The organism is Paraburkholderia sp. Ac-20347 (assembly GCF_017104805.1).
In the GTDB taxonomy this organism is placed as follows: domain Bacteria; phylum Pseudomonadota; class Gammaproteobacteria; order Burkholderiales; family Burkholderiaceae; genus Paraburkholderia; species Paraburkholderia tropica.
In genome coordinates, this window is sequence record NZ_JAAGPN010000054.1 from 15,316 (window position 1) to 40,296 (window position 24,981).

A 24,981-nucleotide genomic window follows, 5' to 3' on the forward strand; every position below is an offset into this window, starting at 1 on the left:
CGACTATTGCGGTGATTGTGGACACACTCAGCGCGCAGGGCCGCGGCAATCTGGCCGTGCGGCTGGTCTCCGCCGACGGCAGCGCGCTACCGCCGTTCGATGCGGGCGCGCATATCGACGTGCATTTCGCTCGCGGTTTGATCCGCCAGTACTCGATTGCCAGCGCGCCACACGAGCGCGACCACTATGTGCTGTGCGTGAAGCGCGAAGCGCCGTCGCGTGGCGGATCGGCTTACGTGCATGAGCGGCTGCGCGTGGGCGACCGGCTCGATGTGTCGCTACCGCGCAATATGTTCGGATTGCGCGACGGCAGTCTTCATGTGCTGATGGCCGGTGGAATCGGCATCACGCCGCTGCTCTCGATGACGGAAAGTCTCGAACGGTCCGGCATTCCGTTCGAATTGCACTACTACGTGCGCGAGCGAATCGACACCGCGTTCAAGGCGCGCTGGGCGACAGGCTTCACACACGGCAGCGTGCACATCCATCATTCCCTCGATGGCGAGAGCGCACGCGATGTCCTGCCCGCTGCGCTTAAAGCACCGGCCGCAGGCACGCAGCTTTATCTCTGTGGACCGGAGGGCTTCATGCGCCACGTCGCGGAATCGGCACGCGAATTCGGTCTGAAATCCGAATCAATTCATAAGGAAGCGTTCGGTGCACCCGTCGAGCAAACGCGTACCGATAACCGCAGTTTTCAGGTCGTGCTCGCGTCCAGTGGACAGACGTTCGAGATCGCGCCGGATCGCAGCATCGCATCCGTGTTGCTGGAGAGCGGCGTGAATGTGCCGCTTTCGTGCGAGATGGGCATTTGCGGCGCGTGCCTCACGCCCTTGATCGAAGGCCAGGCTAATCATCGCGACACCGTGCAAAGCGACGCGGAAAAATGTGCCTCGAAGCAGCAGATCGCGCTGTGCTGTTCGCGCGCGCGCACGTCGAGGGTTGTCATCGACCTTTGACGGGACTTCGCAAACCCTGTCGCGCTGAGCGGTTCCCGTGACATCGAGACAACCTCCGTGTGGATGCTACCCCAAAGGCATTCGCGGGATACCGAGTCAATAGCCCGGAACCGCGGGCGAAAGTAAGCCATAGCCAGACTCGGATACTCATCTCGATCCGGCCTTAGCGGCCGCATATTTCCCGCTAACGGTCGTTGCCTGTTCTGCAGCGAACGGCTGTTTCGGGTCGCACGCGGTCGGTCGCCCTACTTCGATGGCATAGGTCTCATGCGAAACGCATGAGACTGTGGCCGGCCAGGAAGCGTCATTCGTTTTCATCGTCACTCAGCCACTCAAGCGTCGGTTCCGCGCAGGAACCGGCCATTCAATGCGCTACGCTGGACCGTCGTTTGTCGGCTTTTGTGAATGCGCGAGAAGCAACTCTGTAGGGCGACTTCGCGCCCGCGCACCCCCCTCCTGTTGCGCTCAGGCGCTCCATAGGCCAAGCCTTGAATGGCATGACGATGCCCAAAAAACAACTAAGTCTTGTAAAGAGTCGTCAACACTACTTCAGCTTTTCACAGATCGTTGCGGCGTTTGCCCAGTAGCCTTCCGGAACATGGCGATGAATGCACTTGAGTTTCCATAACCCAAGTCCGAAGCGACGGAAGCAACACTCGAACCTTTGGCGAGGCGGGACATTGACTCGACGAGTCTTAGTTGTTGGCGCCATTGAACGAAGGTAAGCCCAGTTTCCTCTCTGTAGAGTCGGGCTAGAGTCCGCTCACTCGCCCCAACGCGATCGCCCCAGTTTGCGAGCGGTTCGTTGTTCGCGGGATCCGTGATCAAAGCCTCACATACCTGGCGGAGTCGACGATCCCGGGGGAGCGCCAGGCTCGCTGCCAAAGCGCTAGGCGCATCTCTCATTTCCTTGAGCAGGAGCGGCATGACCAGACTGTAGCGCTCGGGGTCATCGCCTACGCCTATTTCAACGATCGTCGCGACAAGCTCCTGTAAAAGGGCGGGCACAACGAGGACCCTGCAGTCGGAGCCAGCCCAGGGAGAAACGTCCGGCTCGAAATACACGCTTCTCATTGACACGTCCCCAACGGCATGGAGTTCATGCTCCACACCGGGTCCGATCCACAGACCACGACGCGGTCCCAAAGACCAGACTGCGATAGGCGTGACCACCCGCAGAACACCACGCAGACTGAAAACAAACTGGGCTTGCTCATGCGTATGCCAGCTCTGTCTATCGCCATCCCTATATTCATAGGAATGAGCTATTACAGGCCGATTCATTTTCTTATATCGAAAGCCGAACCTGCGTCGCCAGATCTCGTCCATTCCGCTGTTCTCCAAAATGACAGACACAAACTGTCTGTCTCGCGATGTTTCTTGGCAAGCGTCGTGTCATGCCATGCGTTATCTTACCCCGTCTAAATAGTAATCATTCGCACTTACGCAAGAAACGTGAGCGCAGCAAGACCACAACGACGCGCGGGAAAGCCATGAGACAAGATCGGGAAAGCATGAAATTGAAAAAGACGGCAGTTTCACTCGGGGTCACCGTTGCGGCGACGGTGATGGCGTGTCCGGCAATGGCGCAGGAGTCGGGACAAGCCACCGGCGCGGCACAGACCACGGACACCGGCACGGCAGGCACGCTGCCGGCGGTGACGGTCAAAGCGGAGCGATCGACCCCCGACAGCTTGCCAGCCGCCTATGCCGGCGGGCAAGTCGCCACGGGTGGCCGCGTCGGCTTCCTGGGCAACCGGGATGTCATGGACACGCCCTTCAGCATCACGAGCTACACCGCCCAGACAATCGCCAACCAGCAAGCGCGAGACCTCTCGGATGTCCTGAACAACGATGCATCCGTGCGCAACGTGATCGGCCAGGGCAGCTACACCAACGTCTTCAAAATCCGCGGCTTTACCGTCTGGAGCACCGACGTCTCGTGGAACGGACTTTATGGCGTTCTCCCCATGGCTCTGATTGGGCCCGATGTGGCGGAACACGTCGAAGTGATTCACGGGCTCACTGGCCTTCTGACCGGCATCTCTCCGACGGGTGGCATCGGCGCGACGATCAACGTGGTTCCGAAGCGCGCAACGGACACGCCGATCACCAGCGTGACGCTCGAGTACATGTCGGATAAGACGTTTGGTACGCATGTTGACCTTGGGCGGCGCGTCGGCGACGCCAACCAGTGGGGTGTGAGATTCAATGGCACGTTCCGCGATGGCGATACGTCGACGTCCGACCAGTCCCAACGTATCGGCGACGCCATTTTCGGCCTCGACTATCGTGGAGGCCGCCTGCGCGCATCGCTGGACGCGGGCTATTCCAATCAACGCACCGATGCCGCCACGCAGCCCGTCTACGCGGCCTCCGGCATCACCATTCCTTCCGCGCCCAAAGCCACGCAAAACTTCTTCCCGTCGTGGTCGTACTACAAGGTGCAGGATACGTTCGGCGCGGCGCACGCCGAATACGATCTGACATCGAACTGGACCGCCTTCGTGGCCGCAGGCGAACGTACGTCGCACGTTCAGCAGCTCTCGACTCAGCCGACCCTGACGAGTTCGACCGGAAACATCACGATCAACCCTTATTTCTGGGGCCAGCGGCAAAATACCTATACCGGCACGACCGGCGTTCGGGGCAACTTCGACACCGGCCCCGTCAATCACCAACTCACCCTCTCGGCTTCTTACTACCGTCAGGAAGGCGGCAGTTCGATCTATCTGCCTGGCGGATTCACATCGAACATTTACAACCCGGTCTCGGTCCCCGAACCCGGTCTGAATGGCTTTTCGTTCAGCACGCCGACGTCGAGCATTGTTCGTGATTCCAGCCTCGCGATCGCCGATACTGCGTCGATCCTCGACGATCGTATTCAGATTACCGCCGGCGTGCGCGACCAGCGGGTCAATGTCGATAGTTTCAGCACCACGACGGGCGCGCAGACCGCGCATTACAACCAGACACGATGGACGCCGGCTTTTGCGCTGCTCGTCAAACCGTTGCAAAACGTCTCGGTCTATGCCAACTATATACAGGGGCTGCAGCAGGGACCGACCGCGCCATCGACGGCACGCAACGCCGGCGAAGTCTTCGCTCCGTACGTATCGAAGCAGATTGAAGTGGGCACCAAGGTCGATATGGGGCGTGTCATGGCCTCGGTGGCTGTTTTCCAGATCGAACAACCCAGCGGCTACACGGACCCGTCGACGCTCATCTACACGACCGACGGCATGCAACGTAATCGGGGAATCGAGTTGAACGTCGCGGGCGAGGCGACAAAGAGCATCCGGGTGCTCGGCGGCGTCACGTTCATGAATGGCAAGCTCACCAACACGGGCACGTCCACCACGCAAGACAACACCGCCCCCGGCGTGCCGCACACGATGGTCAACCTCGGCGCGGAATGGGACGTGCCGTTTGTGCCCCGACTCACGGTGTCCGGTTTGATGATCTACACCTCGCCGGAGTTTCTTGACAACGCCAACAAGCAGCAGATTCCGAGCTGGACGCGATTCGATGTCGGCGCGCGGTACGTCTTTACTCGCCAGGGTGGCAAGCCTGTGACCATTCGCGCGAATGTCCAGAACGTATTCAACCGCGCTTACTGGGGCAACGCGGACGCGTCCTATGGGCTCGCGCTCGGCGCGCCGCGCACGTTCCTGCTTTCGGCACAGTTCGACTTCTAAACCCAAAGGCCCGTATTCCAAAGAGATGCTGGCCGCTGTTCCCCACAATGCGGAGATCGACGTTGCGCCTCCTCCTGTCTCTCGCGCTGGAATCCCGGTGGACGCTCATCGCAGCGCTCGCCACTGGCATTGTCAGTGGTCTCGGCAATGCCGGCCTGGTCGCGCTGGTCAACCAGGCGCTGAGCTCGTCCTCCAACGCATTGTCCGTCCTCGGATGGCGCTTCCTTGGGCTTGGCGTCGTTGCGCTCGTGACGCGGGCACTATCGCAGAGCCTCTTTATGCGCCTTGGTCAATCCGCCAAAGCGGGCTTGCGGCTCAGGACGATCGAGCGAATCGGTAAAGCTTCCTATGCACACCTCGAACAGCAGGGGGCCTCGCGCTCACTCGCCGTTCTGACCCAGGACCTCGACACAATCGTCGTCTTCTTTATCAACCTGCCCAATCTCGCCATGCAGGGCGCGGTCGTCGCAGGATGCCTCATTTATCTTGGCTTCCTTTCGTGGCAGGTGTTGTTGTTTGCACTCGCGATGGTCCTGATCGGTTCCGCCGGCTTTCATTTCGCCAATACGAAAGCGCGTCTGCATTTGCGGGACTCACGCAAACGCGAAGACGAACTCGTGCGCCACTTCAGGGCGCTATTCGATGGCGCCAAGGAGCTGAAGCTACACATGAAACGTCGCCACGCGTTTCTGCGTGGCGTGCTGGCGTCGAACATCGAGGCGGTTCGGTCACAGCGGACACGCGGCTACGTGCTCTACGCGGTCGCGGCCAGTTGGGGAAGCTTTATCTTCTTCACCTTCATCGGCTGTGTATTGTTTGTTTTTACGCGCTTCATGCCGGTCGGACAGCACGTCATGTCAGGATATGCCATGCTGTTTCTCTACATGATGCTGCCGATAGAAAGTTTGCTCGCGGCGATACCCACGGTCAGCTCGGCGCGCGTCGCGCTGGAGCGAATCGAACAGATCAACGCCGAGCTGCCGCAGGAAACCAGCGCGCCGCCGAAGGGAACGCCGGTTCTGAACAGCATCGTGCTCGAAGGCGTGACACACCACTACTTCCGGGAAAAAGAGAACAGTGTCTTCACGCTCGGGCCGATCAATCTCTCGTTTTTTCCAGGCGAAATCACGTATCTGATCGGTGGGAACGGCAGCGGCAAGACCACGCTGGCCAAGCTTCTGGTCGGGCTCTATTCTCCCGAGCAAGGCCGGATATTTTTGAACGGCGATCTGGTGGACGATCTCGGGCGAGATGAGTATCGTCAGTATTTTTCGGTTGTCTTCAGCGACTTTTTCCTTTTCGACAGTCTCCTTGGCATGCACATCGAAAAACTCGATGCGACAGCGCAAAGTTTGCTTGAGGAATTGCAGCTCGATCACAAGGTAACGATCCGCGACGGCGTGTTTTCGACGCTGAATCTTTCGCAGGGGCAGCGCAAACGGCTGGCCTTGCTGGTAGCGTGGATCGAGGATCGCCCCTTCTATGTCTTCGACGAGTGGGCCGCCGACCAGGACCCCTTGTTCAAGGACGTTTTTTACCATCGCCTGCTGCCTGAACTCAAACGCCGCGGCAAAACCGTCGTCGTGATCACCCACGACGATCGCTATTTTTCGCTCGCCGACCGGTACGTCAAACTCGATTACGGTACGGTGGTCGATACAGGCAACGGTAGCGAATTGCAGCGCCCGGCAACGGCGCATGAAGTATCTCGCCGAACGGCGCCAGCAAGAATGGATCGAACTGAATGAGCACATCACTCCTTGCCCGGCGAAAACACTTGATGGCTCTGGGCGCGCTGGCCGCCGGCAGCGTGCTTCGCACGAGCGGCGCGGCAGTCGCGCCCGTCCAGGCACGCGTGGCGTCCATTGGCTGGACCGCAGCCGACGTGCTGCTGTCGCTGGGCGTGACGCCCGTCGCCGCGGCGGAGAAATATAACGTCAACGTGCTAAGCGTCGATCCGCGTCAGCAACTCCCGGACAATTGCATCGAACTCGGCCTGACGAATCAGCCCAATCTGGAGCTGTTGCATACGCTTCGTCCGGACCTGATTGTCGTGGACAGTCGTCATGTCGCGATCGAGAATCAGTTGCAGGCCATCGCGCCCGTTTTCCGGCTGAACATTTACGGCGATCCCGGCGGCCGCCCCCTCGAACGCGCGCGCGATCAAGTCCTGGAACTGGCGAACGCACTCGACATCACCGTTCGCGCGCAGCGTTACGTCGGGACAGTCGATGCATCGCTGCAAGAACAACGAAAAATCGTGGATTCGCTCGGCGGCACCCCGAGGGTTCTGGCCGTCCAGCTCTTCATGGACGGGCGTCACCTGAACGTCTATGGAAAAAACTCGATGCTCGATGACGTCATGGTGCGGCTGAATGTGCAAAACGCGTGGCCGGGTGCGACGCCGCCGGGCCATGTGCCGACGCTCGGGATCGAGGAACTCGATTCAATGCCGGACACGCTCCTGCTCTACATGTCCGATGAGCGCTACGCGCCGATCGCCCTTCACAATCTCGCCAGCAATGAGATCTGGCGGCGTTTGCCACTCGTGCGACACGGCCATCTTGCACCGATCCCGCGGCTCTATCCCTTTGGCGGGCTGGACACGGCGCTTCAATTCGGCAGGGAACTGACCGATGCGCTCGTTCGGTACCGGAAGATCGCATGAGAACAGACGTCATGGTCGAGCGGGGCGCGCAGACGCACCGCAGCCCCGCCAGGTTCCTCGCGCTGCTGGTGCTGCTGGCCGCGGGCCTTTCGCTGCTGCAACTCGACAGGATCATCCCGATACCCGAATGGACCAGCGCACTGTGGCATCCGGACCCGGACGACATTCGGCTGCTCGTCGTTTCGCAGAGCATGCTTCCGCGTATCGCGACCTGTCTGCTTTGCGGCGCACTGCTGTCGCTGTCCGGCGTAATCTTCCAGCAGATTCTGCGCAATCCGCTCGCCGAACCGACCACCCTGGGCGTTTCCGCTGGCGCTTCGCTTGCCATGACGCTGGTCATCGCGCTCGCGCCACAGTGGCTCATTGTCGGGCAGACCGTTGTTGCTGCCGCGGGCGCGGGCATCGCCTTGTTGCTGGCCTTAGGTCTCGCGTGGCGTCAGCGATTGTCGCCCGTCGCCCTGATCCTGGCGGGTCTCGTGATCAGCTTCTACAGCGGCGCGATCAGCGCGGTGCTGACGATGTTCCATCACGACGCGCTTCAGGCCATCTCCTTCTGGGGTGCGGGATCCATGAACCAGGGAAACTGGAAAGCGGCCCGATTGCTGCTTCCTTACCTGCTCGCGGGGATGGCGCTCGCGCAGTTGCTGGCGCGTCCGTTCGAACTCATGTCACTCGGAGATGGCGCCGCGCGCGGGCTCGGTCTGCCGCCGGGAGCGATTCGAATTTTGGGGCTGGGGCTCGGTGTGCTGTTGAGCGCCGCGGTCGTCTCGGCCGTCGGCGTCATTGGCTTCGTCGGGCTTGTTGCGCCTGCGCTCGTCCGGCTCATGGGCGCACGCACCTACCGCGCGCGTGTCATGTGGGCGCCGGCGCTCGGCAGCGTTCTCGTATGGCTGACCGATCAGACCGTTCAGTCGCTGGGCGCTCCGCTGTCGCGATTGCCGACGGGCGCCGTTATCGCCCTCCTCGCGAGCCCCCTGCTTCTGTGGCTGTTGCCTCGTTTGCAGAACGCCGCGATGACGCCCGAGAAAGTTCAGGCGGACCACGTCCCCGGCAAAACGTCGCTCGTTCCGCTGGAATTGGCGTTTGGCGGCGTCTTGCTCGTGGTCGTGGCGGGCGTCAGTCTGCTGTTCGGCCGCGACCTCTCGGGCTGGCACTGGCTCTCGACCAGCGAACTGGATGTTCTGCTGCACTACCGCCTCTCCCGGCTCCTCGCCGCGCTCGCGGCGGGCGCCATGCTGGCGATGGCCGGGGTCATTGTTCAACGATTGACCGGCAACGCAATGGCCAGCCCGGAAGTGTTGGGCATTTCGTCCGGGGCATCGCTGGGCCTGTTCGCGATCGTGTTGCTGCTGCCCGGCGCGGGCATGGCGGCGCAGTCCGTCGCGGCCTGCATCGGCGCGCTCTTGTCCTTCCTGGCCATCCTCGCGCTGGGCAAGCGGAATGGCTTTTCGCCGCCTTATATGCTGCTCGCGGGCGTGGCGATCGGGGCCGCGTTCAGTGCGCTGGCCACGATCGTGATGTTGAGCGGGACGCCCGACGCCGTCCAGCTTCTCGCGTGGATGTCCGGCTCGACCTACGGGCTCGGCCCCGTCAACGCGGCTTTTGCGGTCGGTTCCCTGTTGCTGGCCGTTGCCGTCACGCCGATGCTTGGCCACTGGCTGCAGATCATTCCGTTAGGATCGAGCGTCGCGGTCGGTCTTGGGGTCGATCTGCGGCTTAGCCGTCTGACACTGCTGATCGTCGCGTCGTTTTTGACAGGGAGCGCCACGCTGGTGGTGGGTCCGCTGAGCTTCGTGGGGCTAATGGCGCCGCATGTGGCGCGCATGCTCGGACTCGGCCAGCTCCGCTTTCAGATTCCGGCCTCGGCGCTCATCGGAGCGGTCATCATGGGCATCGCCGACTGGCTCGGCCGCAACATCGCCTTTCCGTTTCAGGTTCCCGCCGGCATGCTCGCCACCTTGCTCGGCGGGCTTTACTTCATGTGGCTGATGGCGCGCGGGCGATCGGCGTCGTAACGTTTCAGAGCATCAACGGTAGCAATTGGAAAATCGGACAATCGGAGCGCAACAATGGTCCACGCATTCGAGGTTAGCGACCTCCACTTTTCGATTGGGCAAACGGTCATCCTTCATCCGTTGAGCCTCGCGTTCGCACCGGGGCGCGTGCACGGTCTGATCGGCCATAACGGATCCGGCAAAAGCTCGCTTCTGCGCCTCCTCGCACGTCAGCACGAGGTGTATGCCGGTCAGATCCGCTACGGGACGAAAGATCTTCGGGACTGGAAAAACCGGCCACTGGCGCGCGAGGTCGCGTATTTGCCGCAGCAGCCGCCATCGACGGATGGCATGACGGTCGAAGAGCTGGTCGCGCTCGGGCGATACCCGTGGCATGGTCCGCTGGGCCGGCTCGGAACGGAGGATCGTGCGAAAGTGAGGGAAGCGATGATCCTCACGGACGTGGCGGTGTTCGCGCAACGGGCTGTCGATAGCTTGTCCGGCGGTGAGCGGCAACGCGCATGGCTGGCCATGCTCGTCGCTCAGGACAGCAAATGGCTGTTGCTCGACGAGCCCACTTCGGCGCTGGATGTCGGACATCAGATCGAAGTGCTGCGCCTGGTGCGGCAACTCAGCGAATCGAGACGCCTTGGCGTGGTCATGGTCCTGCACGACGTCAACATGGCGCTTCGCTTTTGCGACGACATCGTTGCGCTACGCGCAGGGCGACTGCTCGTCGATGCACCTGCCGAGCAGTTTTCCGACCCCGACTTTTTGGAGGAAATCTACGGCGTCCCGATGGGCATCGTCGTCAGGCCGGACAATCTGGGTTCGATCAGTTTTCCGCTTTAGCCGCGCTCGCAGTGCCATCTGTCCAACCAACTGCCTTTATCAGGTGTGAGGGTGCATAGGTGTCAGCGTACAGTTGGCGATCGGTGCTTCACTCGCGATGTGCTTAAAGGAAAGGCCGTTGTACCTCTGTAAGCAGTCACTGTACTTACAAAACGACGACCGACGGTTGTGGGTCGGGTAGCGACCACTGCTCCCACTGAGATGCGGCACACTGGATCTCCCTTCTACTGGAAGGAGATCATCATGGAAACGCAGAATTGTCGGGCAGGCAACCGTGTGCCGTGGAACAAGGGGAAGCTCACCGGCCAGAAACCGCCGCTGAAGCTTCCGGAAATCTGGGCAATTCGTACACGGCTGCAGATGTCTTCGAATATTCGTGAGCTGGCTATGTTCAATCTCGCAATTGATAGCAAACTTCGGGCATGCGATCTGACGCGGCTGCAGGTGCAAGACGTCTGTCAGGGCATCCACGTCGGATCGCGTGCCATGGTAATGCAGCAGAAGACGCAACGGCCGGTTCAATTCGAGATAACGGAACAGACACGTCAGAGCCTTGAGGCATGGATTCGGGCGCGCGGTCTGAAGTCTTCCGACTTTCTATTCCCAAGCCGATTGCATGCGTCGACGCATCTGTCGACACGACAATATGCTCGGGTGGTTCATCGGTGGATCGCATCGATCGGACTCGACGATACGGCTTACGGCACCCACACCATGCGTCGCACCAAGGCTTCGCTGATCTACCGGAGAACGAAGAACCTTCGGGCGGTGCAATTACTGCTTGGACATACCAAGCTGGAGAGTACAGTGCGCTACCTCGGCATTGAAGTCGACGATGCCCTCGAGATGGCGGAGCAGACCGAGGTCTGACGGCAACATGGCCGGTGAGCGGACGCTTGCCGGCCATGAGCTGCCGCTCGCGAAGCGCACATCTTAAAAATCGAGCGGCAGCATTGCATCCGGGAGCGGTCGTTCGATACAGAACTGGTCAGGGCGGACAGTGAGTTGTGGCAGCGCTACTCAAGCTCCCGGAGCAACCGACGCGCCTTCGACTCCATGCCGCGCAAGCGCCTCGGCGACAAAGCCCGACGCCTTCTTTTGCTCGACGAAATCCGCAAGAACCTTTGACGCCTTCTCACCGCGACTGCGCGCAACACCCATCGCCTGACGGATCACCATGAAGCGTTCGTCGAGCAGACGCAGGCCGCCGACCTTACCCGCATCGGCCTCCAATTGTTGCTTTACGCCCGCAGCAATTTCAAGGCCTTGCTCGATGAACGTTTGCACGACAGTTGGCGATGTCGGTGCACGTACGATCTGCGCCGCTTTCAGTTCGCGCGTGAGGAACAGATCGTAGGCACTGCCCTTGCCGACCGCCACGCGATTGTGCGCAGCATCGACATCGGAGTTGTTGTGGACCGGCGAATCTTCGCGCACAAGATAGAAGCCTTCGATCAGCACATAGGGCGCGGTGAACGCGATGATTTCACCACGTTTGGGATCGACCGCAAAAAAGCCGAAATCCGCGCGGTCATCGCTCACGGCCTCGACCGACTTACCGGCCGCATCGAATACGACCAGTTCGAGCGGCAACCCCAGATACGTTGCGAAATCGCGCGCAAGATCGACCGATACCCCAAACGGTTCACCCGTGGCCGGATCTCGATTCGCCAGAATCGGATTACCGAGATTGATGGACGCGCGCAGCACGCCCGTGGGAGCAAAAGCCTTAACGACAGCGGAATCGATTTTCATGATGATGTTGGCGACGCCGCGTTCCAGGCGTCATTTCAGGGTTCAAAAATCTCGCGGATATTCGACAGTGCGTCGAGCGTATGCAACAAGTGCTGGCGCAGTTCTTCGGACGCTTCCTCGTTGCGCTCCTTCTCCAGTAACTCGAGCACATGAAGGTGCTGCTTCGCGTGCTCGACATAACGCTCGCGATGCTGCATCGATCGATACGAAAGCAGGCGTCGCACGCGATTCACGCGCCGGATCGTATCGATGAAAAAACTGTTGCCCGACGCTTCGACCAGCGACTCGTGAAAACGCACGCCGCGTTCATGCAACTGATCGGCACTATCGGTTTCGATGCCTCCTGCCAGCAGATGCTTTTCAACATCGCGGCAGCGTTCGAGCACCTTGCGATCGAGTTTGTAGCCCGGCTCCAGCAACGCGGCCGGCTCCAGTGCGAGACGCAGACGATACGACTTGAGCAGGCTGTCCGGCGTCGTGAGCATGGGCGAGAACTCCCAGCCATAACCGGGCTTGCGTTCGGCCCAGCCTTCCTGCGCGATCCGCCCCAGCACCGATGTCAATTGCCCGGTCGTCAGGCCATAACGCGTACGGATCAACTGCTCAGAAAAGGTATCGGGCAGTTCGCCCTTGAGACGGTCGTCGGCGATCTGGAAATACACGCGTGTGACGAGATCGGTTTCGGAAAGACCGAGTTCGTCCACCACGTCGGACAGCGACTCGATCACCGGCCGCGCCACAAAAAATCCGCGATTCTTTTCGCGTGTGAGCACGCCCTTCTCGTGGAGCAGCGCGAGCGCTTCGTTCACCGGCGAGCGCGATACGCGCAGGCGGTCGGCAAGCATCTGCGCGGGGAGATGCGCGCCCGCCTCCATGCCCTCGGTGCGGATCAGGTCGATAATCTGTGTCGCAATGGATCGGTCGATCATTTTTTCAGCCAGCCGCGCAGCGAGGGGCTTCGTTCAACGTCCCCCTGCTGCGAGTGTGTTTTGCAGGATCAGCGGAATCACGCCACCCGAGCGCAACAATCTGCATTCGAGCTGCGTTTCCACGGCGGCGCGCACGTCGATGGCTTCGATACGGCCATCGGCGCGCACAATGCGTACTGGCACCGTGCAACGCGGTGTAATCGTCGCGGCATCCGCCTGGACGTCGAGCATATCACCCGGCCCGAGCGCGAGCGTATCCGGATGGGTGCCCGGTGCGAAGCGCAGTGGCAGAATGCCCATGCCGATGAGGTTCGAGCGATGGATGCGCTCGAAGCTTGCGGCCAGCACCGCGCGAATGCCCAGCAGACGCTGGCCCTTAGCGGCCCAGTCGCGCGACGATCCGGTGCCATAACGCTCGCCCGCCACCAGCACGACGGCGTCGCCTGCATCGGCATAACGTTGCGCGGCTTCGAAGATCGGCAGAACGTCGCCGCTCGGCACGTGCAGCGTGTGCGCCACCGGCATGCCGGGCTTGAGGCGGTTCACCAGCGTCTTGTTGTAGAACGCCGCGCGCATCATCACTTCCCAGTTGCCGCGCCGCGAAGCGAACACGTTCAGGTCGTCGCGATCGTCGCCGCGCGCGACGAGGAAATCGGCCACGAAGCTGTCCTTCGGGATCGCACTGGCGGGCGAAATATGATCGGTAGTGATGTCGTCGCCGAGCACGAGCAGCGGATACGCACGATAACTGCCGAGCTGGCTGCCTTGATCGGCGGCGGCGAACGGCGGGCGGCGCAAGGCCGTCGATTTCGCGTCCCACGGAAAGCGCGCGGAAGTCGGCGCGTCCAGTTCGTGCCAGGCGGGATTTCGGCTCGCCACCGCGAATGCGCGCGGGTAGTCCTGCGGATCGGCCGATTGCGCCACCAGCGCCGCGACTTCCTCGCGTGTGGGCCACAGATCGCGAAGGAACACCGGTGTGCCGTCGGCGGCGGTCTGGATCGGCTCGCGGCTCAGATCGATTTCTGCATTGCCCGCCAGCGCGAACGCAATCACGAGCGGCGGCGACATGATGAAGCCCAGATCCAGATCGGGATGAATACGGCCCGCGAAATTGCGGTTGCCCGAGAGGACGGCGACCGGGTAGATGCTGCCAGCGGCCTGCGCGGCGCGCACGCTCTGCGTGAGCGGCCCCGAATTGCCGATACAGGTCGTACAGCCATACCCGACGATATCGAAGCCCACCGCCGCCAGATCGTCGATCAAGCCAGCGCGTTCGAGGTAAGCGGCAGCGGCGGGCGATCCCGGCGCCAGCGAGGTCTTGATCCACGCCGGCACGTTCAGCCCTTTCGCGCGCGCCTCGCGGGCCACCAGACCAGCAGCGATCAGCAAGGCCGGATCAGACGTATTCGTGCAACTGGTGATCGCGGCGATCGCCACGGGATGACGCGGCATGCGCACATGCAATGTTTGAGGCCGGAATTCGAGCTTCGCCAGCGTGGCGGGCAGCGCCGTGTAATCGAGCAGATCCTGCGGTCGGCGCGGCCCGGCCACATGCATGCCGATACTCGCCAGATCGATCTCAATCGTGCGGGTGTAACGCGGCGTGGCTTCAGGATCGAACCACAGACCCGTCGCTCGCGTGTACGACTCGACGAGCTGTATCGCGTCTTCGTTGCGGTTCGTCGCGCGCAGATAATCCAACGTGCGTTCATCCACCGCGAAAAAGCCGGTCGACGCACCGTACTCCGGCGCCATGTTCGCCACCACTGCACGATCGCCCGCGCTCAGCGTCGCGACGCCGGGCCCGAAATATTCGACGAATTCGCCCGACACGCTAATCGCGCGCAGCCGTTGCGTGACCGTCAGCGCGAGATCGGTAGCCAGAGAGCCGGGCTTGAGCGCGCCCGTGAGACGCACGCCGATCACATCGGGAATGCGCTGCATCACCGGCATACCGAACATCACCGTCTGCGCTTCGAGACCGCCCACGCCCCACCCCAGCACGCCGATACCGTTAATCATCGGCGTATGGCTGTCGGTGCCGATCATCGTGTCCGGGACGGCCCAGCTCTCGCCATCGCGCTCGACGCGCGTGACCACCGTCGCCAGCTGCTCCAGATTGATCGTATGCATGATGCCCGTGCCGGGCGGATGAATGCGCACGCCCGTGAGCGCCTGCGACGCCCAGCGCAGGAAACGATAGCGCTCGCCATTGCGGCGCAGTTCCAGCGCGAGATTCTTCGGCGCAGCACCAGGCTCGCCGAAATACTCGACCGCGAGCGAGTGATCCACCGACGAATCCACCGGTAGCACCGGATTGAGCACGGCCGGATCGGCACCGGCCTCGGCCAGCGCGTCGCGCATCGCGGCGATATCGACCAGCGCAGGCGTGCTGGTCGTGTCGTGCATCAGCACGCGATTGGGCTGATAGGCGATCTCGTGCTCGCTCGTGCCGCGCTCGCTCCACGCGAGGATCGCGTCGACGGCGGCGCGGCGTTCGTCGCCATCCGTATTGCGGATCACGTTCTCGAGCAGCAGCCGCAGCACAACCGGCAACTCGCCGAGCTGTGCGCCGAACATCGCCGGTAGATCGACATACCGCAAGCGGGCTCCGGCGACGTCGAGGTGGCCGGTCAGTGGGGTGTCAGTGTTTTCCATGACTGTATTTTTGCACTTTTCCAGGACAAAATGCAATCATAGTGAAAACCCCAAACATAACAATCCGGAGACGACCATGGAGAAAGCCGGTGACGATGCGTCCATCGGGCCCCAGATGGGGCGACGCGAATTTGTCCAGAGGACGCTATCGCTGAGTGCGATAGCACTTTCAGGATACTTTCAGTTATCGGCTGTATCCGCTGAAACGGCCCCTGCTGGCCAACGTGTTTTAAAAGGAATGACCCCCATGTTTGCTTATGTCGGCTCGCGCACCACGCGCGAACGCAACGCCCGCGGAGATGGCATCAGCGTGTATCGCGTCGATGCCCAGACCGGCGCATTCACGCTCGTCCAGCTCGTGAAGGATCTCGTTAACCCGTCGTTCCTTGCGCTCTCGCGCGATGGTGAGCGGCTTTACACGGTGCACGGCGACCTGAGCGACATCAGCGCGTTCAAGGTCAACAGGGCCACCGGCAAGTTGACGTTTCTGAACCGGCAAAGCACCGAGGGCAAAAATCCCGTGCATCTGGCAATCGACCCGAGCGGACGCTACGTGGTGGTGTCGAATCACATCGGCGCGAGTCTCGCCGTACTGCCCATTGCAGCCGACGGCTCGCTCCAGCCGCTTACGCAACTCGTCAAGATCGATGGCCCGATCGGCCCACACCGCGTCGAGCAAAAACAGGCAAAGCCGCACTTCAACCCGTTCGATCCGGCCGGGCGTTTCGTGATCGTCCCGGACAAGGGACTCGACCGCACGTTTTCGTTCCGCTTCGAAAACGGCACGCTCACGCCCGCGGCGCAACCCTTCGTGGAGTCGCGTGAAGGCGCTGGACCGCGTCACATCGCGTTCCATCCGGGTGGAGCGTACGCGTGGGTCATCAACGAACTCGATTCGACGGTGACCTCGTACCGTTATGACGCCGCTACGGGCGCGCTCACGCCGCTGCAGGTGCTCTCCAGCTTGCCTGACACGTATACGGGGAACAGCCGCGCTTCGGAAATAGAGGTGGATCGCAGCGGCCGTTTCGTCTACGCGTCGAATCGCGGCGATGACAGCATCACGGTTTTCAGCATCGATCCGGCAAACGGCCATCTGCGCTTCATCGGCGCCGAGCCGACGCTCGGCAAGACGCCGCGCTTCATGACGAGCACCCCCGACGGCCGTTTCATGTACGCACTCAACGAGGACAGCGACACCATCGTTGCCTTCACGATCGACGCGCAGGCCGGTCGCCTCGCGCCCACAGGCTTCGTCGAAAAGTCGGGGAGCCCGGTCTGCATGGTGTTCTCGAACGCGCTGGCCTGATCGACCGCGCCTAACGTCATTCCGCTTTTCAGAGGCACGCGGCGGGCAATCCCCGCCGCTGGAGACATATGCATTCCCCCACTGCTACCCTCGACGAACGTGCGGTCGTGCGCAAGATCGCCTGGCGCATCATCCCGTTCGTGTTCGTGCTGTACATCATTTCCTATCTCGACCGCGCCAATATCGGCTATGCGGCGCTCCAGATGAACCGGGAGCTGGCACTGAGCAGCGAGGCGTTCGGCTTCGTCTCGGGCATTTTCTTTATCGGCTACTTTTTGTTCGAGGTCCCCAGCAATGTCATGCTCGCGAAGTTTGGTGCGCGCGTGTGGATTGCACGGATTCTCGTGACATGGGGCGCGATCTCGGTCGTTTCAGCCTTCGTGCATACCGCTACGCAGCTTTATATCGTGCGCTTCCTTCTGGGCGTTGCCGAAGCGGGATTTTTCCCCGGCATCATCGTCTATCTGACCTACTGGTTCCGTGCCAAAGAACTGGCCACCACGGTTGCCCTGTTTACGGCTGCGATTCCCGTTTCTTACATCGTCGGCGCGCCCCTGAGCACGTGGATCATGGATCACGTGCACTGGTTCGAATGGAGCGGCTGGCGCTGGATGCTGGTGCTGGAGGGCGCGCCCGCTGTGATCGGCGGCATTGTCTGCTTCCTGTTCCTGAGCGACCGGCCGGCCGACGCGAAATGGCTCACACCCGCCGAGCGTGAATGGCTGCAAGGCCAACTTGCCGCCGACGCCCGTGCGCGGCCCAACGCGCGACACTTCGGTTCGCTCAAGGCAATGGCTAACCCAAAAGTGCTGTATCTCGCGTTCATTTACTTCGTGTACCAGTGCGGCAGCCTTGGGGTGGGTTACTGGATGCCCCAGATCATCAAGGGATTTTCGAGCGCGCTCACGCATACGCAGATCGGCCTGATTGCGATGGTGCCGTATATCTTCGCGACGATCGTCATGATTCTGTGGTCCAGACATTCCGACCACCGCAACGAACGGCGCCTGCATTCGGCGGTACCGCTGGGCGTTGCTGCACTGGCATTGCTTGGCGCGGGTCTTTCGACCAACCCTTATGCGTCGATCGCGATGATCAGCCTGAGCCTCGCTGGTCTCTACGCATTCAAATCCCCATTCTGGGCTCTCCCGACCCTGTTCCTTTCTCGCTCGACGGCGGCCATTTCCATCGCCGTGATCAACTCGATCGGCAACCTCGGCGGCTTCGTGGGGCCATTTGCGATCGGCTATATCAAGGGCTCAGGCGCGAGCGCCACGCCAGGTCTTTTGTTTCTCTCTGGCTTGCTCGTACTCGCCTTCCTGATGACGTTTTTCCTGCGGCAGTCTGAACACGCCGATGGGACCGACTCGGTGGCATCAGGTCAACAGGCACATCGCTAGGCTGCACCGACGGCGCTTCGTCAAGAAGCGCCGCTAAAACAACATATATCCCGGAGACATTGCAAATGAAAAATTCGGTTAATTATTTTGGCATCCTTACCATATGTGTTGCGTATTCGACTGCCAGCCATGCTCAAAGCAACGTCACGTTGTACGGCGTGATCGACAGTGGCATCAATTACACAAACAATGTCCAGAAGGGAAAATCCGCCAACGGCTTTACCGGAGGTCACCAGATCGCCATGATTGAAGGCGGCTCGGCTGGGCTGCAGGGTAGTCGCTGGGGCATTACGGGAACGGAAGACCTCGGTAACAACATGAAGGCTATTTTCCTACTGGAGAACGGCTTCTACAGTAACAATGGTGCGCTCAACCAGGGCGGCGCGATGTTCGGACGCCAGGCCTGGGTCGGTATCAAAAGTGATTTCGGCACGGTAACGCTCGGGCGTCAATACGATCCTGTCGTGGATCTGTTCCGCCCATACCTCGCGTCGCCGCAATGGGGCGGCTACATGACAGCTCACCCCGGCGATCTCGATAACGCCCAGAACACCCGACGCATCAACAATTCGATCAAGTTCCGCAGCGGCACCTGGAACGGACTTACCGTTGAAGCGATCCTGGGTCTTGGCGGCGTCGCCGGTTCATTTGCACAGAACTCGATCTGGGGCGCGGGCACGTCGTACGCTGCCGGGCCATTTTCCGCGGGCGCCGCTTACCTCAATATCAGCAACCCCAGCCTCTCGTTTTTCGGCGCAAATCCGAATGCCGGGCCCGCTACGAGCAACAACCTGGGCAGTTTCGGAAGCGCGACCAGTCCTGAATCGAATCCGGTCTTCGCGGGCTACGCATCGGCAAACCGTCTGGAGATCGTCGCTGCCGGTGTTGGCTTGACGCTTGGCGCACTGAACACGAACATCGCGTACTCGAATACCCGCTTCGACAAACTGGGCTCTGCGGCTGGTCCAAATCCGCTGCATTACGCGGGAACCGCCGCCTTCAACAACATCGAAGTGAACCTGCAATACCAGATCACGCCATCCCTGCTCGCGGGCACCGCGTACGACTACACGCGCAACGGCGGCGCGGGCGGCAAGGAAGGCGTTAACTATCATCTCGTTAGCGCCGGACTCGACTGGTTCCTCTCGAAGCGAACTGACCTGTACACAATCGCCGTCTACGAAAAAGCGAGCGGAGTCGACTCGACGGGCGGCAGTGCCGTTGCGCAGATAACCGGCCTTACGCCCTCTTCGACCGATACGCAGGTGGCGTTGCGTGTGGGCATGCGACACAAGTTTTGAGCGCCTGTGACGCAGCAACTGAGAGTCTCAAATAGGACGGTCTTCGATGGGCCGCCTTGCACCCGAAAGCGGACACCCACACGGCGATCGGCAAGTGTCCACTTCGGGTCGACATCGGAAATTCTCAGAGAGCGGCGGTGTGATCGCTGTGTCGCCTCAGCGCCAATCTTTCGGCACCGGGCCGAACGCCCGGCGGGTGGTGACACATCTATCGTCGCAAAGGTGTCACTTTTATTCCGGACTACGTTTGGCGTTGATACCGCGGCGCGTCTGCACAACCCGGATATCGTTGTCGTTGATGGCGAACGTCATGGTCTGCTCTGTGTTGGTTGCGACGAAGTCATTCGTGACTCACTGTAGGATAGGGATCAGATGCAATTTGCATCTGCCAACGACTGACTGATGCGGCTAAAGTTTTTCAGATGAAGGCCGTTTACTTGGAAGTTCAGAGCTCCGGCAAAAAAACATGAAGCAAACCATCTTACTAGTTGCCCTAGCAACCGTATCAATCTTCGATAACTTCGCTCATGCGCAGGAAATTCCCCAAGATTGCCAACGGTTGATTGACGCAAGCGCCGCTTGCGAGCGCAACGTCGACGCACTTTTGGACGCGAAGCCAGTCCCGAATGCCAAGTCGATCAAGCAAGATTTTCAGCAGGCTTCCACCGCCCTCAAAAGGAACGTTAAGGCCGCCCTCGCGAAAGGAAGTGACGACGCTGCGATGCGGTGCAGAGCAACATCCAAAGAACTTGTCACCTCCTATCTTCGGGAGGTCTGGAAGCTCGAAGCCGTAGACTCCAACCTCGACCTGAACGAGTGCAAAGACGGAATCGCCAAAATCGAGAACTGAGGGGTACGCTTACCAGCAGATCTCCACCACCTCGACGGCGTTTGCGTCGACGAGGATCGTGCGGCCGGTCGGCGCTTGCACCAGTTCGTACACGACCGAAGAAAGTCAAACGCGCGCCGCGCATTAACCATAGAAACACGTATGACAATCGGATACAAACTCGCGGCGGCGCTCAGCGTCGCCGCCACTCTCACAGGCTGCCAGGTCGGCATCCCGTACGACAAGCAAACCATTTATTACGATCGGCCGAGCTTCGTAGAGAGCGTTACGCACGACGACCCGGCGATAACAGGTCAAATTATCGAACACGGGCGCTGCACGCTACTGATCGGCACACCAGGGGCCTATATGGCGCCGCAGGACTTCTGCGTGTTCGCGCTGACCAAGGACACGTTGTACGTCATGAAGTGGGACGGCAAGGCAACCCGGTACGAGCGCCTGACGACCGTCAATTTCAGCGACCTGCAGACCGTCGCGCTCGCACGCAACTTCCGTTTCAGGCAGGTCCAGATGACCGAAAAAAGGCGGGTCATCGCGATTGACGGTATCGTCGACGGCGGCGCCTATGCCGACGCGGACGCTTCGGTGAAATTGTTTGAAACAGTCAAGGCCGCAGGGGTCCCCGTGATCACCGTCAATCGGACGATTGAACCGCCGGCGGTCGCGACAGTGCCGTACGTGCCCATCTTCATCAAATAACACTCGCGCTCCGCCGTGATATCTCGCCATGGGTGGGAGGCATTCATATCATTCACTTCGCGCCAACCCGCATTAAATCTGCTACTTCGCGTCGCAGCACGGCCAGACGGAATTTCAGCGGCTCGATCAGCGCGAGCGCAGTTTTACTGAAAATGCCCAGCCCTCTCGCTAATATTCTTTGCGAGAGGGCTGCAATTTGCTGCAAGATTGCCGCATTTCAGGCAATGCGGATGCTCTTTCTCCGGCGAAGCGTCAGACGCTCACCGGCCATGAACGGCCAGTCGACGGCTGCGCCGAAATTGCCGACAATCTACGCCGCCGGCATCGTATCGTGCCACGTCTTATTGGTTACGGTTCGAGAACAACCGCCGATATCCGGCGAAGTGAAGGAGCTATGGAAGCGAGTTTTCGCCTGATAGCGCTACAGGCCGAGGCGGACCTGCGAGCCCTTTCTCGCCAACATGTGAATGATTGCATCGTAACGGCACTTGAACCAACTCAGACATGGTCCCTGATTCGAGCAAAGACAGATGCCGAGCGTGACTTGTTGGCCGGAAACCAAACACTTTTGACGGAGTTCAAGGAAGTGTTTCGAGTCCGCGGATGCTCTGATGCCCTCATCGACGGGCTGATGTTCACTTTCGAATAGCAGGAAACGGTTGACCGGCAATATGCGGGCAACTGGTATTGGGCGTTAAAGTAACCGTTAGGATCGACGCATGCCGCCGGCACATCGTGGAGCGGCGAGGCAGTATCGTCGGTCGAGGTGCGGCCATCAAGAGACCGTCGACAACGACAGCTACATCGTCAACAATTCCGGCGTGTCAACAGATTGTTGACTGTTTCGAATCGGCGCGATCTCGCGTCCACTCACTTTCACTCTTTTGAGAAGGTGTTTTTTCGTGCCGCTATACACTTACATGGTTGCCTACAAGGGCTCGATTCACATATGCCAAGGTAGCCATAGCAATTACAAAGGTTTCGCATCGACTTGGTGCTCGAATATTCCCAGTGGAGCCCTCCCTGGACTCACGCCTTCCCTTCACCGGGAAATGGTCAGCAAAGCCTACCAAGGCGAGTTTCAGGCTGTCCAAAACTCTAAACATGTATGGCGAAAAGCCATTCAGGTCGGGGACAGCGAGTTGTTGGTGGTGGCAGTGCAAACCCAGCCATAGTTGTGCGGTTGCAACCGGATGGTTTTCTCTCTCATTGATCGACCGCATCAGGCTCTCGTCGGCTAGTATGAGATATTCGACGTAGTCACTTGGATGGGTCAGCTAGCCTCGTTTGCCGCCGCCGTACATCGAGGCCTATGATCGGTTTGGTTTAATGGCCGCTTTCGAGAATTCTGAGTGTCCCTTCCGGGTCGGGTGCTGCCGGTCACAGGTTCGGAAGGCCGAAGCAGTGTATGCAAGCTGCATGAGTCGGCACGCGGCCACAACCGGCCGTTCGACATACCGGCGTAAATCGCTGACAATTTGGCGAATTCACACCCTGGAAGCCGAACGATGAAATGCCGGATATGTGGACGAGCTTTCGATCAAACCGACGCCCCCTTGTCGTTGAGCTGTGGCGGTGACTGCTGGGGTTGCGTAGGCGAGATTGAGGCCGATCTAGGCAATGCGGAATCGATCGAGCAGGTCCGAGAAGAACACGTTCGCGGACTTCGCCCGGGATGGATAGACCCGACGAAGTAGTGAGCACCAACCTCCTGTTCGGATCACTGTCGGCCACCAACAGCCACTCAAGAAACCAGATTGAATGACCGTTCGAGGAGTGCTTTCGGCCACTGACCACTTTCGGCGTCGCGAAGGTCGTCTGGCCAGCCATCATTCCTTGGGGTTCGATTTAGCGCTTCGGCGTCGAATCTTCTTCCTCAAACCATTCAGGCCACGAGCTGCGGTGCCTGCTCTCTGCTTCGATGCAAGGAATCAACGTCTGCGCCAGCACAGGTAACTGACTGGCAGACTTGGCAATGCGATATTTGACGCTGTGCACGCACTCCCGGTCGTCAAATTCGCAACGATTGAGCCGGGTCCCGCCACAGGGTCCGTTCGCCAGGCCTTTGGGACATGTCTCGGGCAGACATAGAGCGTGTCCTGCAAGCGGCAGCGGCCGCAGGTATCACAGCCGACCAGCGGCGGTTTGATCGTCCGCTCGACAGCATGTAGTGCATTCGCAGCCATGCCGAGCTTCCAGACCGGCCGCGTTACACTCCAGCCAAAGACCCTGCTGAGCCGTCCTGTGCGGCTGAAAAACTGGTCATGTACTGAGGAGAACAGCGTGTATCGCAAGCGCTCCCGGCGGGTGGCAGTGACATTGGATTGCCCCATTTCCCAGGAGCCGTCTACGGGGGCGAAGCATAATTCGGGCACCCCAGGCAACTGCCAGCTTACATGCCATCGGTCGAGCCACTCGGCTAATGAAGTTAGGTGTGAGACGACGATACGCCCGAACTCTTAGTATAGCGGCCAGCGTTCTTCTCCGTCCGACCCAAGCACGTTCATAAGCCGCCCGATTTCGTCACTATCACGTGTCGCATTTCGCTGCTCTTTGTATAAAAGTCATCGCAAAAGCGCCATTGAGGCACACGTGAAAACAGCCCAGCCGATATCAACGACGACCAGCCATACACCGACAAACGACGCGTCAGCGCGCTCACTTGCCCGTCTCGGCGATTAATGAAAATGTAACAGCCTCTAAATTTTTTTACTGGTTGAGTGTCGCATCAGCCGTGATGGGATGATTTTTGCGCACTATCCCCCCCTTGAGAAGGCGTCGACGAACGGGGATGTCGTAGATTTTCTGGGCAATGCTGGCAAGAGCAAGCACCATCAGCAGCAAGCCTGCGCCGACCCAGGGTGTAGCGTGGGGTCCGAGGTGCTCGATGTCGCCAAACATAAGCTGGAAACAAGCGCCAACTGGCACATGCAGCACGTAGACGCCGTAGGAAACCGCTCCAAAAAATAAAAATACCTTACGAACCTCGCGCGACGGTTCAACGGCCGCGGCGACCCAGACCAACACCGGGAATACGAAGAGCGCCATGGAAAAGATGAACGCCATGCGGAAAATATCGGGGATAGGCGAGCAGAAAAGTAATATGAGAGCCGCCACCAGTGCGATTGCAAAGACGTTGCTGGTCTTTCGTCGGGCGGCGCGAAACCGGAACAGGAGAATACCTGTCGAGAAAGAATACGCAATGCGTAGCAATCCACCCTTGCTGCTGGCGAGAATCCATCCGGCGCTTAGAGGGTTGCCATGAATGCCCCTGGCGATCAGCATCACACCAGACACTGCGACGAGCGTAAGCAGCACTCGGGTGGAAAGATACTTGAAAAACACTGCGTAGCCAGCGTTCGCCAGGAGCTCGAAAAACAGTGACCAAGAGGGATAATTCAAGGGGTACAGGACCCTTTCTGGACTGCTGAGCGGATAGAAAATTCGTATCACGAGAGGAGACGGAAGCATCAGCAGGCCAAGAGGGAGTGCTAAAGCCACGAGGTGCCAATCCGAACGCGGTAGCCGCCATAGTAAACCAGCAGTTCCGAGTAGTGTTCCGAGCGCATAAAGAGGATATAGCCGGATAAGCCTGAGTCTCATGAACCGAAGCGGACTGATGTCGCCACACGAGAGCTTTTCTTCGTAGGCACTCGCAATAACAAATCCGCTCATTACGAAGAACAGGTCGACCATCAGGTAGCTGTTTTCGACATATACGGGACGAAACAGGCCAGGAAAATGGAACATGATGACGAGCATCGCTGCCACGCCTCGTAGACTGACCATGCCTCGATTTCACGTACAGCAGGAAATTTGTTAGTTTCCTGTTTGTACGGAGGATTGCATGTCTGAGAAGTCAGTGCCGAAAAGGCAATACACGAACGAGTTCAAGGTTGAGGCCATCAG

At 59.9% G+C, this 24,981-nt stretch carries 19 protein-coding genes; 13 read left to right on the top strand and 6 right to left on the bottom strand.

The window, feature by feature from the left end:
• The first annotated feature begins 17 nt into the window (after window positions 1–17).
• Window positions 18–959, top strand: a complete 942-nt coding sequence (locus tag G3N97_RS13340; RefSeq protein ID WP_346778066.1) for a PDR/VanB family oxidoreductase — start codon at window positions 18–20, stop codon at window positions 957–959.
• Window positions 960–1,508: 549 nt separating this feature from the next.
• On the opposite strand, the gene G3N97_RS13345 is transcribed toward G3N97_RS13340, so the two are convergent.
• A complete protein-coding gene (locus G3N97_RS13345; protein WP_205993641.1) occupies window positions 1,509–2,288 on the bottom strand; it encodes a helix-turn-helix transcriptional regulator in 780 nt (259 codons plus the stop codon).
• A 185-nt stretch (window positions 2,289–2,473) separates the two neighbouring features.
• On the opposite strand from G3N97_RS13345, the gene G3N97_RS13350 reads away from it, so the two are divergent.
• The 6 genes from G3N97_RS13350 (at window position 2,474) to G3N97_RS13375 (ending at window position 11,041) form a co-directional block, all read left to right on the top strand.
• The gene (locus G3N97_RS13350) at window positions 2,474–4,657 is read left to right on the top strand and encodes a TonB-dependent siderophore receptor (RefSeq protein WP_205993642.1); all 2,184 of its coding nucleotides are present in this window, start codon (window positions 2,474–2,476) and stop codon (window positions 4,655–4,657) included.
• A 62-nt stretch (window positions 4,658–4,719) separates the two neighbouring features.
• Window positions 4,720–6,405, top strand: coding sequence for a cyclic peptide export ABC transporter (locus G3N97_RS13355; RefSeq protein ID WP_205993643.1), 1,686 nt, complete (start codon window positions 4,720–4,722; stop codon window positions 6,403–6,405).
• Window positions 6,402–7,325, top strand: a complete 924-nt coding sequence (locus G3N97_RS13360; RefSeq protein WP_205993644.1) for an ABC transporter substrate-binding protein — start codon at window positions 6,402–6,404, stop codon at window positions 7,323–7,325. Before G3N97_RS13355 ends, G3N97_RS13360 begins: the two co-directional genes overlap by 4 nt.
• On the top strand, window positions 7,322–9,340 hold the full coding sequence (gene fhuB, locus G3N97_RS13365; RefSeq protein WP_205993645.1) for a Fe(3+)-hydroxamate ABC transporter permease FhuB: 2,019 nt from the start codon (window positions 7,322–7,324) through the stop codon (window positions 9,338–9,340). Before G3N97_RS13360 ends, fhuB begins: the two co-directional genes overlap by 4 nt.
• 54 nt (window positions 9,341–9,394) lie before the next feature.
• Window positions 9,395–10,171 carry an ATP-binding cassette domain-containing protein gene (locus G3N97_RS13370; RefSeq protein ID WP_205993646.1) on the top strand — a complete coding sequence of 259 codons (777 nt, stop codon included), beginning with the start codon at window positions 9,395–9,397 and terminating at the stop codon, window positions 10,169–10,171.
• Between the two features lie 243 nt (window positions 10,172–10,414).
• On the top strand, window positions 10,415–11,041 hold the full coding sequence (locus tag G3N97_RS13375; RefSeq protein ID WP_205993647.1) for a tyrosine-type recombinase/integrase: 627 nt from the start codon (window positions 10,415–10,417) through the stop codon (window positions 11,039–11,041).
• A gap of 150 nt (window positions 11,042–11,191) precedes the next feature.
• Here G3N97_RS13375 and G3N97_RS13380 read toward each other — a convergent pair whose 3' ends face one another.
• Genes G3N97_RS13380 through acnA form a run of 3 tightly spaced genes read right to left on the bottom strand, consistent with a single transcriptional unit; the run spans window position 11,192 to window position 15,513 of the window.
• Window positions 11,192–11,926 (bottom strand): ABC transporter substrate-binding protein, encoded by a 735-nt coding sequence (locus G3N97_RS13380; RefSeq protein WP_205993648.1) that lies wholly within the window; start codon window positions 11,924–11,926, stop codon window positions 11,192–11,194.
• A gap of 35 nt (window positions 11,927–11,961) precedes the next feature.
• Window positions 11,962–12,855: a GntR family transcriptional regulator gene (locus G3N97_RS13385; RefSeq protein WP_205993649.1), complete on the bottom strand. Its 894-nt coding sequence runs from the start codon at window positions 12,853–12,855 to the stop codon at window positions 11,962–11,964.
• A gap of 33 nt (window positions 12,856–12,888) precedes the next feature.
• Window positions 12,889–15,513 carry an aconitate hydratase AcnA gene (gene acnA / locus G3N97_RS13390; protein ID WP_205993650.1) on the bottom strand — a complete coding sequence of 875 codons (2,625 nt, stop codon included), beginning with the start codon at window positions 15,511–15,513 and terminating at the stop codon, window positions 12,889–12,891.
• Window positions 15,514–15,760: 247 nt separating this feature from the next.
• Between acnA and G3N97_RS13395 the strand changes: the two genes are divergently transcribed.
• From G3N97_RS13395 to G3N97_RS13415, 5 genes are all read left to right on the top strand, one after another.
• A complete protein-coding gene (locus G3N97_RS13395; RefSeq protein WP_205993651.1) occupies window positions 15,761–16,822 on the top strand; it encodes a lactonase family protein in 1,062 nt (353 codons plus the stop codon).
• Between the two features lie 68 nt (window positions 16,823–16,890).
• A complete protein-coding gene (locus G3N97_RS13400) occupies window positions 16,891–18,222 on the top strand; it encodes an MFS transporter (RefSeq protein WP_205993652.1) in 1,332 nt (443 codons plus the stop codon).
• Window positions 18,223–18,287: 65 nt separating this feature from the next.
• Window positions 18,288–19,523, top strand: coding sequence for a porin (locus G3N97_RS13405; protein WP_205993653.1), 1,236 nt, complete (start codon window positions 18,288–18,290; stop codon window positions 19,521–19,523).
• Between the two features lie 466 nt (window positions 19,524–19,989).
• A complete protein-coding gene (locus G3N97_RS13410; protein ID WP_205993654.1) occupies window positions 19,990–20,373 on the top strand; it encodes a hypothetical protein in 384 nt (127 codons plus the stop codon).
• A gap of 141 nt (window positions 20,374–20,514) precedes the next feature.
• The gene (locus tag G3N97_RS13415) at window positions 20,515–21,072 is read left to right on the top strand and encodes a hypothetical protein (protein ID WP_205993655.1); all 558 of its coding nucleotides are present in this window, start codon (window positions 20,515–20,517) and stop codon (window positions 21,070–21,072) included.
• 52 nt (window positions 21,073–21,124) lie between these two features.
• On the opposite strand, the gene G3N97_RS13420 is transcribed toward G3N97_RS13415, so the two are convergent.
• Window positions 21,125–21,277 carry a hypothetical protein gene (locus G3N97_RS13420; RefSeq protein WP_205993656.1) on the bottom strand — a complete coding sequence of 51 codons (153 nt, stop codon included), beginning with the start codon at window positions 21,275–21,277 and terminating at the stop codon, window positions 21,125–21,127.
• Between G3N97_RS13420 and G3N97_RS13425 the strand changes: the two genes are divergently transcribed.
• Window positions 21,269–21,721, top strand: coding sequence for a hypothetical protein (locus G3N97_RS13425; RefSeq protein ID WP_241030562.1), 453 nt, complete (start codon window positions 21,269–21,271; stop codon window positions 21,719–21,721). The two genes, G3N97_RS13420 and G3N97_RS13425, sit on opposite strands and share 9 nt — an antisense overlap.
• A 2,060-nt stretch (window positions 21,722–23,781) precedes the next feature.
• Here G3N97_RS13425 and G3N97_RS13435 read toward each other — a convergent pair.
• Window positions 23,782–24,861 (bottom strand): acyltransferase, encoded by a 1,080-nt coding sequence (locus G3N97_RS13435; RefSeq protein ID WP_277397735.1) that lies wholly within the window; start codon window positions 24,859–24,861, stop codon window positions 23,782–23,784.
• Window positions 24,862–24,981: the final 120 nt, after the last annotated feature.

Excerpts from the sequence above, each read along its gene's own strand:
- G3N97_RS13345 (WP_205993641.1), bottom strand. The coding sequence starts at position 2,288 with ATGGACGAGATCTGGCGACGCAGGTTCGGCTTTCGATATAAGAAAATG.
- G3N97_RS13350 (WP_205993642.1), top strand. The coding sequence starts at position 2,474 with ATGAAATTGAAAAAGACGGCAGTTTCACTCGGGGTCACCGTTGCGGCG.
- G3N97_RS13360 (WP_205993644.1), top strand. The coding sequence starts at position 6,402 with ATGAGCACATCACTCCTTGCCCGGCGAAAACACTTGATGGCTCTGGGC.
- fhuB (WP_205993645.1), top strand. The coding sequence starts at position 7,322 with ATGAGAACAGACGTCATGGTCGAGCGGGGCGCGCAGACGCACCGCAGC.
- G3N97_RS13370 (WP_205993646.1), top strand. The coding sequence starts at position 9,395 with ATGGTCCACGCATTCGAGGTTAGCGACCTCCACTTTTCGATTGGGCAA.
- G3N97_RS13375 (WP_205993647.1), top strand. The coding sequence starts at position 10,415 with ATGGAAACGCAGAATTGTCGGGCAGGCAACCGTGTGCCGTGGAACAAG.
- G3N97_RS13380 (WP_205993648.1), bottom strand. The coding sequence starts at position 11,926 with ATGAAAATCGATTCCGCTGTCGTTAAGGCTTTTGCTCCCACGGGCGTG.
- G3N97_RS13385 (WP_205993649.1), bottom strand. The coding sequence starts at position 12,855 with ATGATCGACCGATCCATTGCGACACAGATTATCGACCTGATCCGCACC.
- acnA (WP_205993650.1), bottom strand. The coding sequence starts at position 15,513 with ATGGAAAACACTGACACCCCACTGACCGGCCACCTCGACGTCGCCGGA.
- G3N97_RS13395 (WP_205993651.1), top strand. The coding sequence starts at position 15,761 with ATGTTTGCTTATGTCGGCTCGCGCACCACGCGCGAACGCAACGCCCGC.
- G3N97_RS13400 (WP_205993652.1), top strand. The coding sequence starts at position 16,891 with ATGCATTCCCCCACTGCTACCCTCGACGAACGTGCGGTCGTGCGCAAG.
- G3N97_RS13405 (WP_205993653.1), top strand. The coding sequence starts at position 18,288 with ATGAAAAATTCGGTTAATTATTTTGGCATCCTTACCATATGTGTTGCG.
- G3N97_RS13410 (WP_205993654.1), top strand. The coding sequence starts at position 19,990 with ATGAAGCAAACCATCTTACTAGTTGCCCTAGCAACCGTATCAATCTTC.
- G3N97_RS13415 (WP_205993655.1), top strand. The coding sequence starts at position 20,515 with ATGACAATCGGATACAAACTCGCGGCGGCGCTCAGCGTCGCCGCCACT.
- G3N97_RS13435 (WP_277397735.1), bottom strand. The coding sequence starts at position 24,861 with ATGGTCAGTCTACGAGGCGTGGCAGCGATGCTCGTCATCATGTTCCAT.